This window comes from Streptomyces tirandamycinicus (genome assembly GCF_003097515.1).
Classification (GTDB): domain Bacteria; phylum Actinomycetota; class Actinomycetes; order Streptomycetales; family Streptomycetaceae; genus Streptomyces; species Streptomyces tirandamycinicus.
On record NZ_CP029188.1, the window covers coordinates 2,319,041 to 2,334,956 of the forward strand.

The 15,916-nt window shown below is 72.7% G+C and carries 12 protein-coding genes; 7 read left to right on the top strand and 5 right to left on the bottom strand.

Annotation, left to right across the window (positions count from 1 at the left end; all coding sequences use genetic code 11):
* Positions 1 to 27: 27 nt before the first annotated feature.
* Positions 28 to 291, bottom strand: coding sequence for a WhiB family transcriptional regulator (locus DDW44_RS10205; protein ID WP_017945871.1), 264 nt, complete (start codon positions 289 to 291; stop codon positions 28 to 30).
* A gap of 678 nt (positions 292 to 969) precedes the next feature.
* Here DDW44_RS10205 and DDW44_RS10210 point away from each other — a divergent pair.
* From DDW44_RS10210 to DDW44_RS10220, 3 genes are all read left to right on the top strand, one after another.
* On the top strand, positions 970 to 1,473 hold the full coding sequence (locus DDW44_RS10210; protein WP_027734723.1) for a cysteine dioxygenase: 504 nt from the start codon (positions 970 to 972) through the stop codon (positions 1,471 to 1,473).
* A gap of 168 nt (positions 1,474 to 1,641) precedes the next feature.
* Positions 1,642 to 2,598: a 2-phospho-L-lactate transferase gene (gene cofD / locus DDW44_RS10215; protein ID WP_026164965.1), complete on the top strand. Its 957-nt coding sequence runs from the start codon at positions 1,642 to 1,644 to the stop codon at positions 2,596 to 2,598.
* A complete protein-coding gene (locus DDW44_RS10220) occupies positions 2,595 to 3,893 on the top strand; it encodes a coenzyme F420-0:L-glutamate ligase (RefSeq protein ID WP_108906223.1) in 1,299 nt (432 codons plus the stop codon). Before cofD ends, DDW44_RS10220 begins: the two co-directional genes overlap by 4 nt.
* A 387-nt stretch (positions 3,894 to 4,280) precedes the next feature.
* Here DDW44_RS10220 and DDW44_RS10225 read toward each other — a convergent pair whose 3' ends face one another.
* The 3 genes from DDW44_RS10225 to DDW44_RS10235 all read right to left on the bottom strand — a co-directional run bounded on the left by DDW44_RS10225 (position 4,281) and on the right by DDW44_RS10235 (position 8,280).
* Complete coding sequence (locus DDW44_RS10225; protein ID WP_108906224.1) at positions 4,281 to 5,321, bottom strand: DNA-3-methyladenine glycosylase family protein; 1,041 nt, start codon at positions 5,319 to 5,321, stop codon at positions 4,281 to 4,283.
* 250 nt (positions 5,322 to 5,571) lie between these two features.
* Entirely contained in the window at positions 5,572 to 6,663 is a 1,092-nt protein-coding gene (gene manB / locus DDW44_RS10230) for a mannose-1-phosphate guanylyltransferase (RefSeq protein WP_108906225.1), read from the bottom strand.
* Between the two features lie 135 nt (positions 6,664 to 6,798).
* Complete coding sequence (locus DDW44_RS10235) at positions 6,799 to 8,280, bottom strand: peptidoglycan recognition protein family protein (protein WP_108906226.1); 1,482 nt, start codon at positions 8,278 to 8,280, stop codon at positions 6,799 to 6,801.
* Between the two features lie 127 nt (positions 8,281 to 8,407).
* Here DDW44_RS10235 and DDW44_RS10240 point away from each other — a divergent pair, with 127 nt between their 5' ends.
* The 4 genes from DDW44_RS10240 to DDW44_RS10255 all read left to right on the top strand — a co-directional run bounded on the left by DDW44_RS10240 (position 8,408) and on the right by DDW44_RS10255 (position 14,483).
* A complete protein-coding gene (locus DDW44_RS10240; RefSeq protein ID WP_108906227.1) occupies positions 8,408 to 9,160 on the top strand; it encodes a TIGR03089 family protein in 753 nt (250 codons plus the stop codon).
* Positions 9,161 to 9,494: 334 nt separating this feature from the next.
* Positions 9,495 to 10,739 carry an LCP family protein gene (locus DDW44_RS10245; protein WP_108906228.1) on the top strand — a complete coding sequence of 415 codons (1,245 nt, stop codon included), beginning with the start codon at positions 9,495 to 9,497 and terminating at the stop codon, positions 10,737 to 10,739.
* Between the two features lie 232 nt (positions 10,740 to 10,971).
* Positions 10,972 to 12,708: an LCP family protein gene (locus DDW44_RS10250; protein WP_108906229.1), complete on the top strand. Its 1,737-nt coding sequence runs from the start codon at positions 10,972 to 10,974 to the stop codon at positions 12,706 to 12,708.
* 65 nt (positions 12,709 to 12,773) lie between these two features.
* Positions 12,774 to 14,483: an LCP family protein gene (locus tag DDW44_RS10255; protein ID WP_206307317.1), complete on the top strand. Its 1,710-nt coding sequence runs from the start codon at positions 12,774 to 12,776 to the stop codon at positions 14,481 to 14,483.
* Between the two features lie 290 nt (positions 14,484 to 14,773).
* Here DDW44_RS10255 and DDW44_RS10260 read toward each other — a convergent pair whose 3' ends face one another.
* Entirely contained in the window at positions 14,774 to 15,811 is a 1,038-nt protein-coding gene (locus tag DDW44_RS10260; protein ID WP_018889884.1) for a glycosyltransferase family 2 protein, read from the bottom strand.
* Between the last annotated feature and the right edge of the window lie 105 nt (positions 15,812 to 15,916).

The window sequence follows — 15,916 nt, forward strand, 5'->3', positions numbered from 1 at the left end:
CAGGCAGTGCAGAGCGCGCGGCCTACTTCAGACCGCGGCCTTCTTCAGCCGGCGGCGCTCACGCTCGGACAAGCCGCCCCAGATGCCGAACCGCTCGTCGTTGGCGAGGGCGTACTCGAGGCATTCGGAACGGACTTCGCAGGCGAGGCAGACCTTCTTGGCCTCGCGGGTCGAGCCGCCCTTCTCGGGGAAGAAGGACTCGGGGTCGGTCTGGGCGCACAACGCGCGCTCCTGCCAGCCGAGTTCCTCGTCCGCGTCCTCGACCAGCAGTTGCTGGAACAGCTCGGTCATGTGCGCCCCTCGTCTGTCTTTGCGTCCCCGTGATCCGGCCGTGAGCCGTACCGATTTCGGCCGAACGACACGAGTGAAATTACAAGTGTGTGGATCCGGGCCAGTCAAGCCGAGATCTGCTATTGAGCCCCGTATTCACTCTGCGGAACCAAGCGTATGCGGAAAGTGTTCAAATCACCAAAAACCATGACACTTGCCGCCGGTCTGACCACGCCCTCCCCTCCCCCGGTGCCACACCGGCGTCCACCGGCGCCCACGAGGAAGGACGTCTCGCGCTTCGATCTTGTTGCGATCCGGCCGCACAAGCGATCCGGATCACAGTCCGGTCACAAGAGCGCGGCAGCGTTTGAGAGCGCAGTCGCAGCGCCATGTCTCCGGCCACATCGACGCACAAACCTTTCTCCGACCGGAGTAACCGGATGAGGTGAAACATTGCCGCCAAATCGGTCATTGAGTTGACATCCGGGGCCGCGGTCGTCACCTTGGAGTGCATGCCAGCGACCACAGCGCCCTCCGCGACCCACGCGATCCGTGGGTTCCGCAGCGCTGTCCAGGCGCGCTGTTGCTGTTCCAGCTGTTGATGCCGTAGCGCTCCAGCTCTCCCCCCGCCGCTTCCCGGCGGGCTTCGCGACACCCCAGCACTGACCTTCCGTTTCTGCCGAGGAACCACCGCACCCCATGAACAGCGACAGCGACCTCCAGATCGCCGGCGACATCCTCGAAGTCCCGCACCTGCTCCAGCCCGCCAAGGAGCACCCCTCGACGGTGGCCGAGTTCGCCGGACTCGCCCGCTCCATCGCCGAGGACCGCGCCCAGTGGGCTCACCTCGTCCGGTACGACGCCACGACGCGCTGGTACCACCGGCTCCGCACCGGCCCCGGCTACGAGGTCTGGCTGCTGTCCTGGGTACCGGGGCAGGGCAGCGGGCTGCACGACCACGGACCGTCCTCCGGTGTACTGACGGTCCTGGACGGCGAGTTGACGGAGCGCACCGCACGGGCCGACCGCACGCTGCCCGCCGGGGCACAGCGGGTCTTCGCACCCGGATATGCGCACGAGGTGGTCAACGACTCGCTCGAGCCGGTCGTGAGCCTGCACGTCTACTTCCCCGGCCTGACCGAGATGCCGATGCACACGGCCCACTGCTCACCGGCCGCCCGGCAGGACGCCGTCGTCGTCTGACGGTGCCCGCGGGCGCCGCCCAGCAGGACGCCGTCGCCGTCTGACGGTGCCCGCGGGCGCCGCCCGGCGGGCCCGCCCCCGTCACCGCGCCGGATCGCCCGTGCCCCCGGCCCGTCACCCGCGGACCGCGCCCTCATCGGGTGCGCCGGCGCCTGACACACTCTGAGCATGCGCATTGTGGTTCTGGCCGGCGGCATCGGCGGTGCTCGATTTCTGCGTGGCCTCAAGGCGGCCGCCCCCGAAGCCGACATCACGGTCATCGGCAACACCGGTGACGACATCCATCTGTTCGGGCTGAAGGTCTGCCCTGACCTCGACACGGTGATGTACACGCTCGGCGGCGGCATCAACGAGGAGCAGGGCTGGGGACGCTCCGAGGAGACCTTCCAGGTCAAGAGCGAGCTGGCGGCGTACGGAGTGGGTCCCGAGTGGTTCGGGCTCGGTGACCGCGACTTCGCCACGCACATCGTCCGCACCCAGATGCTCGGCGCGGGCTATCCGCTGAGCGCCGTCACCGAGGCGCTGTGCGCGCGGTGGCAGCCCGGGGTGCGGCTGCTGCCGATGTCCGACGACCGCGTCGAGACCCATGTCGCCGTCGACATCGACGGCGAACGCAGGGCCGTCCACTTCCAGGAGTACTGGGTCAGGCTGCGGGCGTCCGTCGACGCCCACGCCGTCGTGCCCGTCGGGGCCGAGCAGTCCAAGCCCGCACCGGGGGTGCTGGAGGCGATCGCCGAGGCCGACGTCGTCCTCTTCCCGCCGTCGAACCCGGTCGTGAGCGTGGGGACGATCCTGGCGGTGCCGGGCATCCGGGAGGCGATCGCCGACGCGGGCGTACCGGTCGTGGGCCTCTCCCCCATCGTCGGGAACGCCCCCGTGCGCGGCATGGCCGACAAGGTGCTGGCGGCGGTCGGGGTCGAGTCGACCGCGGCCGCCGTGGCACGCCACTACGGGTCCGGGCTGCTCGACGGCTGGCTCGTGGACACGGCGGACGCGGCGGCGGTGGCCGAGGTCGAGGAGGCGGGCATCCGCTGCCGGGCGGTGCCGCTGATGATGACCGATCTCGACGCCACGGCCGCCATGGCGCGCGAGGCGCTGGCGCTCGCCGAGGAGGTCCGGGGATGACCGCACCGTCCTACCGGGTGTGGGCGCTGCCGGGACTGCCCGAGGTGGGGCCCGGGGACGACATCGCGAAGCTGATCGCTGCCGGTGGTCCCGGCCTGGTGGACGGCGATGTGCTGCTCGTCACCTCGAAGATCGTCAGCAAGGCGGAGGGCCGGATCGTCGAGGCCGGCGACCGCGAGGCGGCGATCGACGCGGAGACGGTACGGGTGGTGGCCCGCCGCGGCGCCCTGCGCATCGTCGAGAACCGGCAGGGCCTGGTGATGGCCGCTGCCGGGGTGGACGCCTCCAACACCCCCGCCGGGACGGTGCTGCTGCTGCCCGAGGACCCGGACGCCTCGGCCTCGCGCATCCGCGACGGGCTCCGGGACGCGCTCGGCGTCGAGGTGGGCGTGGTGATCACGGACACCTTCGGCCGGCCCTGGCGGGCGGGGCTCACCGATGTCGCCATCGGCGCCGCGGGCGTGCGGGTCCTGGACGATCTGCGCGGCGGCGCCGACACGCACGGCAACCGGCTCGACGTGACGGTCGTCGCCACCGCCGACGAGCTGGCGGCGGCCGGCGATCTGGTCAAGGGCAAGGCGGCGGGACTGCCGGTGGCGGTGGTCCGCGGGCTGGGCCATGTCGTCGCGGACGGGGCCGACGGCGCCCGCGCGCTGGTACGGCCCGCGGCGGACGACATGTTCCGGCTCGGCACCTCGGAGGCGGTACGGGAGGCGGTGACCCGGCGCCGCACCGTGCGCGCCTTCACCGACGCTCCCGTGGACCCGGATGCGGTCCGCCGCGCGGTGGCCGCAGCCGTGACCGCACCGGCCCCGCACCACACGACGCCCTGGCGCTTCGTGCTCCTGGAGTCGGAGTCCTCCCGGCTGCGTCTCCTCGACGCGATGCGCGACGCGTGGATCGCGGACCTGCGCCGCGACGGCAGATCGGAGGAGTCGATCGCGAAGCGGGTCCGGCGCGGCGACGTCCTGCGCAACGCGCCGTACCTGGCGGTGCCCTGCATGGTCACGGACGGCTCGCACCACTACGGCGACGAGCGCCGGGACGCGGCGGAGCGCGAGATGTTCGTCGTCGCCGCGGGCGCGGGCGTGCAGAACTTCCTGGTCGCGCTGGCCGGTGAGCGGCTCGGGTCGGCATGGGTGTCGTCCACGATGTTCTGCCGCGATGTCGTCCGGGAGGTACTCGACCTGCCGCCGGGCTGGGACCCGATGGGCGCGGTCGCGATCGGACACGCGGCACAGGCTCCGGGAGAGCGGCCGGCGCGGGACGCGGAGGCGTTCATCGAGGTGCGGTGAGTACGGCGCGCGAGGGGCGCGGCGGGCCGCCGCCGCGGCCGGGGTGACGTGTGCACGGCCTGCGCCAGGAGCACCCGTCGCAAGGACGCGGCGCGTCAGGGGGGCGGCGGGGGCGCGGCGCGGAGGCGGGTGTCATCGGGCCGGGTGAGGAACCGGCGGCAGCCACGGGCGACGGGGCTCGGCACGCGTGAGCAGAAGGGTGCCGGGAGCCGGGCGACGGGGGCACGGCACGCGTGAGCGAAAGGATGCCGGGAGCCGGGCGACGGAACGTGGCCCGTGGGGCACGGCACCAACGGGCGAGGGCGTCGGGCCGAGGGCGTCGGGCCGAGGGCGTCGGGCCGAGGGCGTCGGGCCGGGGCGGTCCCCTGGCGGTGCCCGCCGGGCCGCTCACAGCCTGCCGATGTCCCAGCGGGGCATCTTCGGTGTGCGGCGGGGCGGGACCTGGCCGCCGAGGAGGATGAAGCGGGCCGCTCGGTGGCGCTGGCCGGCGTACGGGGCGAGGAGTTCGAGCATCACCGCGTCGTCCGCGTCCCGGTCTCCCGCGAGGGCGTAGCCCACGATGCGGGGCAGATGGAGGTCCCCGACGGTGATCGCGTCCGGTGCTCCGTTGCTGCGCTGGATGGTCTCGGCGGAGGTCCAGGGGCCGATCCCGGGGATCAGTTCCAGGCGCGCCATGGCCGCCCCGGGCTCCATCGAGGCGGCCTCCTCCATCCGGCGCGCGACGCGGACCGCGCGCAGGATCGTGGACGCGCGCTTGTCGTCGACTCCCGCGCGGTGCCACTCCCAGGAGGGGATCATCGCCCAGGTGCGGGCGTCCGGCATGACGTGCATCCGGTCGGGGCACGGGCCGGGGGCGGGCTCGCCGTACTTGCGTACGAGGAGACGCCAGGCGCGGTAGGCCTCGTCCGTGGTGACCTTCTGCTCCAGGATCGACGGGATCAGGTTCTCCAGGACCAGTCCCGTACGGGTGAGGCGCAGTCCGGCGCGGCGGCGGTGGCTGGCCGCGACGAGGCGGTGCCGCGGCTCGAAGGCGGCCGGGTCGTCCAGGTCCCCCAGCATCGCGGGCAGTTGTTCGAGGAGCCACTCGGCTCCGCGACCCCAGGCCGCCGCGTGCACCGCCGTGCCCTTCGCCCTCACGCGCAGGGTGCCCGGGCCCGCGGGAGTCCGGGTGGCGCGCCAGACGGAGCCGTCGGGGGCCGTGCGGAACGTCGGGTCGCCCGGGCCGCGCCGGAGCGGCCCGAGCACCAGCCCGAGGTCCAGCGGTCCCGGGGGGACATAGGTGCGCTCCCGCCCTACGGTCGTCGCCCCGGGTGCGGACGCCGTTCCGGGTGCGGGTCCGGGCGCGGGTCTGGAGGCGGGTACGGCGGCCTCGCCGCCGCGCACCGTGGTGCGGGTGACGGCGGGCCGGGGGGCGAAGCGTCCTGCCACGGAGAAGGTCCTGGGTGCGCCGGGGTGCCGAGGTCGGTACCGAGCCTAGGCGGTCGCCGTACGGTTCCGCAGCGGGACCTCGCGACCGCGGCACCGGACAGCCGGGCACGCCCCGCGACCACCGCCGTGCCCCGGGACAGCCGGCATGGCCGGCGACCACCGCCGTGCCCCGGGACAGCCGGCATGGCCGGCGACCACTGGCATGCCCCGGGACAGCCGGCGCGGCTCGGGGCGTCGGGCCCGGCCGTCGCTACTGGTCGGAGGAGAAGCGGATCGCGCCCGCCGGGAGGTGGGCGTCGCACCAGACACGGACCCCGTCGCGCAGTTCGTTGTCGGCTCCGATGACCGCGCCGTCGCCGACGACCGTGTCCGTGAGGACCGTACGGGCACCCACGCGCGCGCCCGCGCCGACGAGCGAGTCCGTGATCACCGCGCCGGCCTCGACCACCGCGCCGTCCAGGAGGGTGCTGCCGCTGATCCGGGCGCCCTCGCCCACGGTGGCGCCCTCCCCCACGACCGTCCCCCCGGTCAGCTTGGCGTCGGCGGCGACCCTGGCCGTCGGCAGGACGAGCCGGTCCCCGCAGCGCCCCGGCACCGCCGGGGACGGGGCACGGCCGAGCACCAGGTCGGCGGAGCCGCGGACGAACGCCTGCGGAGTGCCGAGGTCCAGCCAGTACGTGGAGTCGACCATGCCCTGGAGGTGGGCCCCGGAACTCAGCAGTTCGGGAAAGGTCTCGCGCTCGACGGAGACCGGCCGGCCCGTGGGGATGCGGTCGATCACGGAGCGGCGGAAGACGTAGGCGCCGGCGTTGATCTGGTCGGTGACGATCTCCTCGGGCGTCTGCGGCTTCTCCAGGAACGCCGTGACCCTGCCGGTGGCGTCCGTGGGAACCAGGCCGAACGCCCGCGGATCCTCGACACGGGACAGATGGAGCGACACCTCGGCCCCCGAGGACCGGTGGGTGCCGACGAGGGCCCGGATGTCGAGTCCCGTGAGGATGTCCCCGTTGAAGACGAGCACCGGGTCGTCCGGGCCGGACCGCAGCCGGGAGGCGACGTTCCGGATCGCCCCGCCCGTGCCGAGCGGCTCCACCTCGGTGACGTACTCAAGATGCAGTCCGAGCGACGAACCGTCCCCGAAGTACGGCTCGAAGACCTCCGCCAGGTACGACGTCGCCAGCACGATGTGCTCGACACCCGCGGCGCGCGCCCGCGCGAGCTGGTGCGTGAGGAACGGCACCCCCGCCGCCGGGACCATGGGCTTCGGCGTGTTCACGGTGAGTGGGCGAAGTCGTGTGCCTTTGCCGCCGACCAGGAGGATCGCTTCTTGGGCCTGGGTCAATGCCTTCTCTGCTTCCTGCTGGGGCCGGGCGATTCGTGCGTATGACCGGCCAGTGTATGCAGCCTGTCCGTACGTATGCGGCACCGCCGGACCAAACGGTCCGGCGGGCGCGCGGTATGACGGCGGGTGGGGTCCTCAGCGGCCCTGGAGTCTGGCCGCGACGGTGCGGGCCGTGCCGAGCTGGCCGTAGAGGAGGGTCCCCGGGCAGTCGGTGGCGAATCCGTCCCGGTGCCCGGAGATGACGTTGAGCTTGGCCTTCGTCCCCTTCGCGTACTTGTTGCCGCCACCTGACGTCAGATATGTCGTGGACTTCGGGTTGACCCCGAAAAGCCCGAGCTTCCATGCGGTGAGTTTGGCGATGGCCTCCACCGCGGCCTTGGGCGGAGCGGTCGAACTGTACGTTCCGAGCACGGCGATACCCATGCTGTTCGTGTTAAATCCGCGTGTATGTGCGCCGAGGACCGGTTTGGCCACGCCTCCTGCCCTGCCTTCGTAGATGTTTCCGCACTTGTCGACGGCGAAGTTGTAGCCGATGTCCCGCCAGCCGCTGCTCTCCACGTGGTAGCGGTAGATACTGCGCAGGACGGAGGCCGACTGGGCGCAGGTGAACCGGTTGCCCGTGGCGGTGTGGTGGACGAAGGCGGCCTGGACCGTCTTCGTGTAGACGAACTGCTTCTCGCGCAGGGCCTCGTCCGCACCCCAGCCCTTGCGCGTGACGATGCCGGGCCGCGGTCCGATGTACGGCTTGGCGAACCCGTACGCCATGGCCTGCGCCTCCGTCTCCGCCTTGGTCAGCGGGAGGATCGCGTCGGCGCCGAGGGGCGCGAGGTCCGCGTTGACGGCGGAGGCCGCGGCGGACTCGGGCGTGAGCGACGCGGTGAGGGCCGGGTCGACCACGAATCCGGGCAGTTCCTCGTACACGCCTTCGCCGGGTACGGCGATCTCGGGCCGCTCCGGGAGGGGGTTCAGCGGCGGGGGCTTCTGCGGCGCGGGATTCACCGGGCTTCCCGGCTGCGGCACTTCCGGCTGGGGCACTTCCGGTTGGGGGCTGCCCGGCTGCGGGGTCTCCGGTCGCGGGGTCTGGGGTAGTCCGTCGCCCGGGTCGACGAGCTCCAGCCGCAGACCGCCCGGAAGGGGCGGCGTGGCGGAGCGGGGCGCACCCGGAGCCGACTCGGGCCGGACCCGGACCGCGACGGCGTCCGACGCACCGACCCACAGGGGAGCGGTCGCTCCCCGCACCGTGCCGGCGGCCCGCTCCGGGGAGCCCGGGTCCGGGGCGTGTGCGGCGTCGTGGCTCTCCACGTCCTGCCACGGGGACCACGCACCCGAGCCGGTGGCACGGGTACGGACCTGGACCGAGGCGTGGAGCTCGCGGTCCGGGTCCTCCCAGACGACACCCACGAGGGAGAAGGGGCGGGTCTCGCGCTGCGGCAGCCCCTGGGCGACCGTCCCGCCGGCCGCGCGCTCGCGGCCGGGCAGCGGGACCAGGGGCAACGACTGTGTCGAGCCCGGGACATCCGGCACGCGCGACGCCGCGGAGGCCTCGGGGGTGAGTGCGGGAAGGACGAGGGCGGCGGTACAGGCGGCACCGATGGAGGAGGCGAGGTAGGCACGCATGGCACGATCCTCGGGCGGCGGCGGGGCGACCGCCCGACGGGAATCCGGGGCGCGTTCGGCCCGTCCGGGGGACGGGGTCACCGGGACGGCGGCACCCGCGCGGCGGCCGCGGCGTACCCTTGCGCGGGTGAACGCCAGCGACCGCACCCCAGCCGACCTGCTGCGATCCGCGCTCGCCGCGGACCCCGCACGCCCCCTGGTCACCTTCTACGACGACGCCACCGGTGAGCGCGTGGAATTGTCCGTGGCCACCTTCGCCAATTGGGTGGCCAAGACATCGAACCTGCTCCAGGACGGCCTGTCCGCCGAGCCGGGCGACCGGCTCGCCCTGCTGCTGCCCGCCCACTGGCAGACCGCGGTGTGGCTGCTCGCCTGCTCCTCGGTGGGAGTCGTCGCGGACGTCGGCGGCGACCCGGCGGCCGCGGACCTGGTCGTGAGCGGCCCGGACACCCTCGACACCGCCCGTGCCTGCTCCGGTGAGCGGATCGCGCTGGCGCTGCGCCCGCTCGGCGGGCGGTTCCCGCAGGCGCCGGAGGGCTTCGTGGACTACGCGGTCGAGGTCCCCGGCCAGGGCGACCGCTTCGCCCCGTACGCGCCCGTCGACGCGGACGCTCCCGCGCTCGCCGTCGCAGGCGCGGAGTTCACCGGGGCGCAGCTCGTGGCGCGCGCCCGCGCGGACGCGGACGAGCTGGGTCTGGCGCCGGGCTCCCGGCTGCTGTCCGGGCGCGGCTACGCGACCTGGGAGGGACTGTCCGCCGGACTGTACGCACCGCTCGCGTCCGGCGGCTCGGTCGTGCTCTGCCGGAACCTGGACCGGCTTCCGGCGCAGGACCTGGGGAAGCGCGTCGAGAGCGAGCGGGTGACGGACACGGCGGTCTGATCCGCGGACTCCGGCGGTTCGGGCGCCCCGCCCTCGCGCGGGCGCGCGGACCGGCGTTCGAGGCGTTCAGCCGGCAGAAGGCTTGCCCCGCGCCCCGCACGCGTACACGCCCCGCCCGCGCACGCGTACGCGCCCTCGCGCGGGCGCATGCGGCGCAGGCCCCCCACCCGGGCCGTACCGCCCACACACGCCCTGAGCTGCGGCGTCGCGCGGCGAGCGGCTCGGAGTTCACCCGTTCGGCCCAGTGCACCCCGGGCCCGCAGGCCGCGGCGGCGGGTCCGGTGGATCATCGGCGGTGGGTACTGCGACCGACCACCGGGAGGACCGACACCACGTGACCGACAGCGCCGGCACTCCCGCCGAACCGGACGACACCGCGGACCGCGCCCCCGGTGCGGGGTCCGGCACGGGCGGCGGGAGGCACGGGGGCGTCCGGAGGCAGCGGAGCAGGCGGCGGCAGCGGAGCAGGCGGCGGAGTCTGCGGTGGGCGGCGCTGGGTGTCTCGCTCCTCGTGATGCTGGTCTCGGGTGTCGGCTGGTGGCTGTACCGCAGCCTCGAGGGCAACATCACCACGGACCTGACCGCCGTGGAGGAGCTGGAGCGCTACGACAAGGAGCGTCCGCTGCCCGCCCCGCACGGCGCGCAGAACATCCTGCTCATCGGCTCCGACAGCCGCGCCGGCGCCGAGAACCGCAAGTACGGCCGCGACAGGGGCGTCCAGCGCTCCGACACCACGATCCTGCTGCACATCGCCGGCGACCGCCGCAGTGTGACCGCGGTGTCCGTGCCCCGCGACCTCCTGGTCGGCATTCCGAGCTGCCGCACCGCCGAGGGCACCCGCAGCCGGGCCCAGCACGCCCAGTTCAACTCGGCGTTCGCCATCGGCGGTGCGGCGTGCACGATCCGCACCGTCGAACGGCTCACCGGTGTCCGCATCGACCACCACATGGTCGTCGACTTCCACGGCTTCAAGAGCATGGTCGACGCCGTGGGCGGGGTGACGGTCTGCCTGCCGGCGGCCATCGACGACCGGGACGCCCAGCTGAAGCTGAACGCCGGCAGGCAGACGCTGAACGGCGAGCAGGCCCTCGGCTACGTCCGGGCCCGCAAGTCCCTCGGCAACGGCAGCGACACCGAACGCATGGACCGCCAGCAGCAGTTCCTCGGCGCGCTGTTCGACAAGGTGCAGAGCAACGGGGTGCTGCTGAACCCGGCCCGCCTCTATCCCGTGCTGGACGCGGCGACCAGGTCGCTCACCACCGATCCGGGCCTGGACTCCCTCAAGGACCTCTTCGACCTCGCCCGTTCGCTGCGCGGGGTGCCGACGGAGCGCGTGCAGTTCCTCACCGTGCCGCGCCGGTCGCACCCGTACGACCCCAACCGCGACGTCCTGGTGCAGCCGGCGGCGAGCCGGCTCTTCGAGCGGTTGCGGCAGGACGCGCCGGTGCGCGTGGTGCCCAAGGAGACGACCACGAGCACCGTCGGCGACACGGAACGTGACACCGCCACGGGGTCGCAGAATCCGTCCGCGACGCCGACGTTCTCCGGTACCAACGCCACGTCGGCCAGGTGCGGGTAAAGCCCTGCCCAAAGAGTCACCGGCAGTCCATGCGGATTGAGTGGATTGCCCGGTTGTAAGGTGCGTGGAATTTGTCACGGACGTCGCCCGGCGCTGAACTGGGCGGATAGTGTGACGCGATCCGGTACATCCGGCCTTCCCGGCCGAGGACGCACACGACCGGACCGACGAATCGAGCGTCTCCCGGGGGGAGGGGCGCCGCGCGTGGCACCGACGGAGGACTCAAGCAACCGTGGATGCGCAGAGCCGTGGGCAGGCGGACGACATCGACCCCGCCGACCAGTGGGTACTGAACCCGCAGACGGGCAATTACGAACTGCGATTGGATCGTTCCGCTCCGCAGCCGGCCTCCCCCCGCTCCGCCGGCGCGTCTCGCAGAGCTGCCGGCCGCCGCGGCACTTCCGGCACGCCCACGACCGCCGACGTCCCGGGGCAGCGCACCCGGCGCCCGGGGCGCGGCGGCAACCCTCGGGGTGGAGACGGCGGCGGGCGCGGTACGCAGCAGACCGCGGCGGGCCGCCGGAAGCGCAAGCAGCAGAAGAGCAGGAAGAAGTCGGCGGCGGTGTGGACCGGCGGCGTGATGGCCTGCGTCCTCGTCGCCGGCTCGGCGTTCGCGTACTACCTGTACGAGCGGCTCAACGGGAACCTCAACACGGTCGACGTCGGTGACGCCGGTTCCAAGGGGTTCAGCAAGGACGGGCCGGTCAACATCCTCATCCTGGGCACCGACAAGCGCACCGGGGCGGGCAACGAGGGGTACGGCGACAAGGGCAGCAGCGGCCACGCCGACACCACGTTCCTGTTCCACGTCTCCGAGGACCGGACCAACGCCACCGCGCTGAGCATCCCCCGCGACCTCATCACCGACATCCCGGACTGCCCCACGAAGCAGCCCGACGGCTCGACCAAGATAATCAAGGGCTCCCAGGGCGTCCGCTTCAACGAGAGTTTCGGCGTCGGGGGCCGCGACCCCGGGTGCACGATGCGCACGGTCAAGCAGATGACCGGCGTACCGGTCGACCACTTCATGATGGCCGACTTCAACGCGGTGAAGACGCTCTCGACCGCCGTCGGCGGTGTGGAGGTCTGCCTGGTCAAGCCCATCAAGGACCGGGAGTCCAAGCTGGATCTGCCGGCCGGAAAGCAGCGGGTCGCGGGTGAGGACGCCCTCGCCTTCGTCCGCAATCGGCACGGCCTGGGCAACGAGAGCGATCTCGACCGCATCAAGCAGCAGCAGCAGTTCGTGGCGTCGATGATCCGGCAGATGAAGGAAGACACGCTGGGCAACCCGAAGAAGATGTTCGCGGTGGCGGAGGCCGCGACCCAGGCGCTCACCGTCGACAGCGCGATCGGGGACATCCCCAAACTGACGGCCATGGCCCAGGAACTCGGCAAGATCGACATCAAGCACATCAGCTTCGCGACCGTGCCCGTGGTCGACAACACGGACGGCGCCACCGTCCTCCTCGACGAGGTCAAGGCGCCACAGGTGTTCAGCATGATCCAGAACGACGTCTCCTTCACCGAGGTCAAGAAGAAGGAGTCGGCGGCCAAGGACAAGCAGGCCGCCCTGCTCGAGGGTGCGAGGGCCGACGCCTCCGAGGTCCGGGTCGACGTCTACAACGGCAGCGACACCCCGGGGGCGGCGCAGAAGACGCTGAACTGGCTGCAGGTCGAGAAGGGCGTGCTCAAGTCGACCAACAAGAGCAACGCCCCGGAGAAGACGGACAAGACGACACTGCAGTACGCACCGGACCAGGCCGACCAGGCCCGCAAGCTCGCCGACCTCATGGGTCTGCCCGCCACCGCGCTCAAGCCCGGCACACAGGATGCCGGAGGCGCCGGGGACACAGCGGCGATGGTTCTCACGCTCGGTGCCGACTTCAAGGGCGCGGGGGTGCCCGTCACCGCACCGGCGAAGCCGCCGGTGGACAAGGTCGAAGCAGACAAGCAGGTGTGCGCCCAGTGACCCCGGAGCACCGGGGCGCGCGGCGCGCCTGAAGACAGGGGGGACCAGGGGTGGGACGGAGCAGCGTGCAAGGGGAGGACACGCGGGAGCGTGTCGGGCACGCCGGGGAACACGGCTCGGGCCGCGGCGGCGCCGTGCGGGAGCAGGACGGTTCGGCCGGCACCGACGACGGCGGGGAGGGATCCCCACCGGCGGCGGCACCGGCCGGCGGGAGCAGCGGACGGCCCGGGACGCTCGGTGGCCCGGGTGGCCCGGGTGGCCCGGGACGGCGCGGCAGACGCCGGACGCTGCGGTGGGTGGCCTGCGTGCTCTCCCTGCTGATACTCGGCACGGCGGGTGCCGGTTACCTCTACTACGAGCACCTGAACGGCAACATCCGGACGGACGACCTCAACCTCGGCAAGAACGGGATGGCCGGCCACAAGGTGAACGCCGCCGGCCAGACTCCGCTGAACATCCTGCTGATCGGCTCGGACGCGCGGGACTCGGCCGAGAACAAGGCGCTCGGCGGCGCCCGGGACACCTTCGACGGCCCGCCGCTGGCGGATGTGCAGATGCTGGTCCACGTCTCCGCGGACCGCAGCAACATGTCGGTGATCAGCATGCCCCGGGACACCGTGCTGAAGATCCCGGAGTGCACGGACCGCAGCGGCAAGGTGTACGAGGAGACCGGCTGGACGCTCACCAACGAGTCCCTCAGCCGCGGTGGCCCCGGCTGCACGGTGGCCACCTGGTACAAGCTCACCGGCATCACCATCGACCACTTCATGCAGGTCGACTTCGCCGGCGTGGTGTCGATGGCGGACGCGATCGGCGGGGTGCCCGTCTGCGTCAAGGACAACGTCTACTCGCGCAACAGCCGTGGGCAGGGCTCCGGTCTCAAGCTGAAGGCGGGCACGACCTCGGTCAAGGGCGAGCAGGCGCTGCAGTGGCTGCGCACCCGGTACGGCTTCAAGGACGGCACCGACCTGGCCCGCACGGAAGCCCAGCACATGTACATGAACTCGATGGTGCGGGAGCTGCGCAGGAGCACCAAGCTCACCGACCCCGCCAAGCTGCAGAGCCTGGCCGAGGCCGCCACCTCCGCTCTCACGGTCGACGCGGGCCTGGACACGGTGGCCAAGCTGTACGCCCTGGCCGAGGAGTTCAAGCAGGTGCCGACGGAGCGCATCACCATGACGACGATGCCGAACTTCTACAGCCGGCGCCCCGGTTTCGCCGGCAAGGTCGAACCCCTGCAGCCGGACGCCGAGCAGGTGTTCCGCATGGTGCGCGAGGACATCCCGCTCGACGGAAAGGCGTCCAGGCGCACGGCGCCCGCGGCGCCCGCATCGCCGGCAGCGCCCGAGGACCCCGCCCCGGCGGCGGGCGAGATCGGCGTGCTGGTGCAGAACGGTACGTACACCGATGAACTGGGGGCCGCGCGGGGGCGGGCCACCGAGATCGCGGGGGTTCTGACCGGCAAGGGCTTCACCCGGGCGGCGGCGGACAGCCGGACCGATCCGCAGGACCGGACGGTGGTGTTCTACCCGAGCGCGGAGCTGGCGGGCGATGCGCGGGCGGTGGCCGAGGCGATCGGCCTTCCGGTCTCCTCGGTGCTGAAGTCCACGGACGTGTCGGGTGTGACGCTGGTGGTGGGCGCGGACTGGCGGGAGGGCACCGCCTATCCGAAGGACGCGGCCGGGAACGACGCCAAGGCGCCGTCGTCCGCGAAGCCGCTCAACGCGGGTGACACCGGGGCCTGCATGGACGTGCAGCCGGGCTTCACCTGGTAGCGCGCGGAGGGGCTGGAGGGCAGGTCGGCGAAGCAGACGGACGGCCGCAGGTGGGCGGACGCGGTTCAGCGGGTGGGCCGTTCGGCACCCGGTCGGCACCCGGCCCGTCGGACGCCCGTCGGACGGCCCCGTCCCCTGAGCGCGTACCCCCCCCCTGAGCGGGGAGGTCCTCGGAGCGGAGCCCGTCCGCGAAGCCGGGCCGTCCGCCGAGCCGCGCCGTCCTCGAAGCCGCGCCGTCCGCGGAGCCGCGCCGTCCGCGGACCGCACCGCGCTCGGTGCGGTCCGCGGGATCAGGCCTGCGTCGGCGCGGTCACCGCCGGCCGGCGGCTCTCGATGACCTTCCTCGCCAGCGAACGCGGGCTCGTCAGGAAGCCGAAACCCCACGACATGTGCATCGTCGCCAGCGCCACCGGGATCCGGACACGGGCCTTCCAGGGGAGGCCCTTCCCCGCCGGGACCGAACCCGCGGTGATCGCCGCGAGGTAGCCGGCCGGGATGACGAAGCCGAGCGGGGTCAGCGTCGCACCCACCACCAGACCTGCGGCGATCGCGCACACGGCCGTCGGCGGCGCGAGATAGCGGAGGTTGATCGAGCCCGAGTGGTAGCGGGCGACGACATGGCGCCAGCGGCCGTAGTCCTTGTACTGCTTGGCGAGAGCCCTCACGGAGGGGCGCGGCCGGTACTGGACCCTCAGCTCCGGAGAGAACCAGATCAGGCCGCCGGCCTCGCGGATGCGGAAGTTCAGCTCCCAGTCCTGGGCTCGGATGAACTCCTCGTTGTAGCCGCCCTGCCGCTCCAGCGCCTCGCGGCGGAAGACGCCCAGGTACACGGTCTCCGCGGGCCCCGCCTCGCCGCCCGTGTGGAAGGCCGCGTTGCCGACGCCGATCTTCGAGGTCATCGCGGCGGCGACGGCGTGCTCCCAGTCGTTCTCGCCCTCGGCGTGCATGATGCCGCCCACGTTCTGCGCGCCGGTCTCCTCCAGCAGGCGGACGGCGGTCGCGATGTAGTCCGGTGACAGCATCCCGTGGCCGTCGACGCGCACGACGATCGGGTGGCGGGAGGCCTTGATCGCGGCGTTGAGCGCGGCGGGCGTACGGCCGGTGGGGTTGGGGACCGTGTGCACCCGGCCCCAGGGATTCGACGCCGTCTCGCGCACCAGTTCCGCGGCGATCTCGTCGGTGCGGTCGGTCGACGGGCCGAGGGCGATCACCACCTCCATCTCGCCTGCGTAGTCCTGCTGCAGGATGTGGCGGACGGCGTCGCGCAGATGACGTTCCTCGTTGAGGACCGGCATGATCACGGAGACGGCGGGAGGGGCGGCTGGCATGGGTTCCTCGGGGTCCGGGGGGGTGTCCCCCGGGAGACAACGGCCTCGGGGAGACAGCGGCGTCGCCCGCCACGTTACCGCGAACGGGGGACAACGATGCGCGCC

Coding starts and splice junctions, on each gene's coding strand:
- cofD (WP_026164965.1), top strand. CDS start 1,642: ATGCGCATTGTGGTTCTGGCCGGCGGCATCGGCGGTGCTCGATTTCTG.
- DDW44_RS10260 (WP_018889884.1), bottom strand. CDS start 15,811: ATGCCAGCCGCCCCTCCCGCCGTCTCCGTGATCATGCCGGTCCTCAAC.
- DDW44_RS10220 (WP_108906223.1), top strand. CDS start 2,595: ATGACCGCACCGTCCTACCGGGTGTGGGCGCTGCCGGGACTGCCCGAG.
- DDW44_RS10210 (WP_027734723.1), top strand. CDS start 970: ATGAACAGCGACAGCGACCTCCAGATCGCCGGCGACATCCTCGAAGTC.
- DDW44_RS10235 (WP_108906226.1), bottom strand. CDS start 8,280: ATGCGTGCCTACCTCGCCTCCTCCATCGGTGCCGCCTGTACCGCCGCC.
- DDW44_RS10205 (WP_017945871.1), bottom strand. CDS start 291: ATGACCGAGCTGTTCCAGCAACTGCTGGTCGAGGACGCGGACGAGGAA.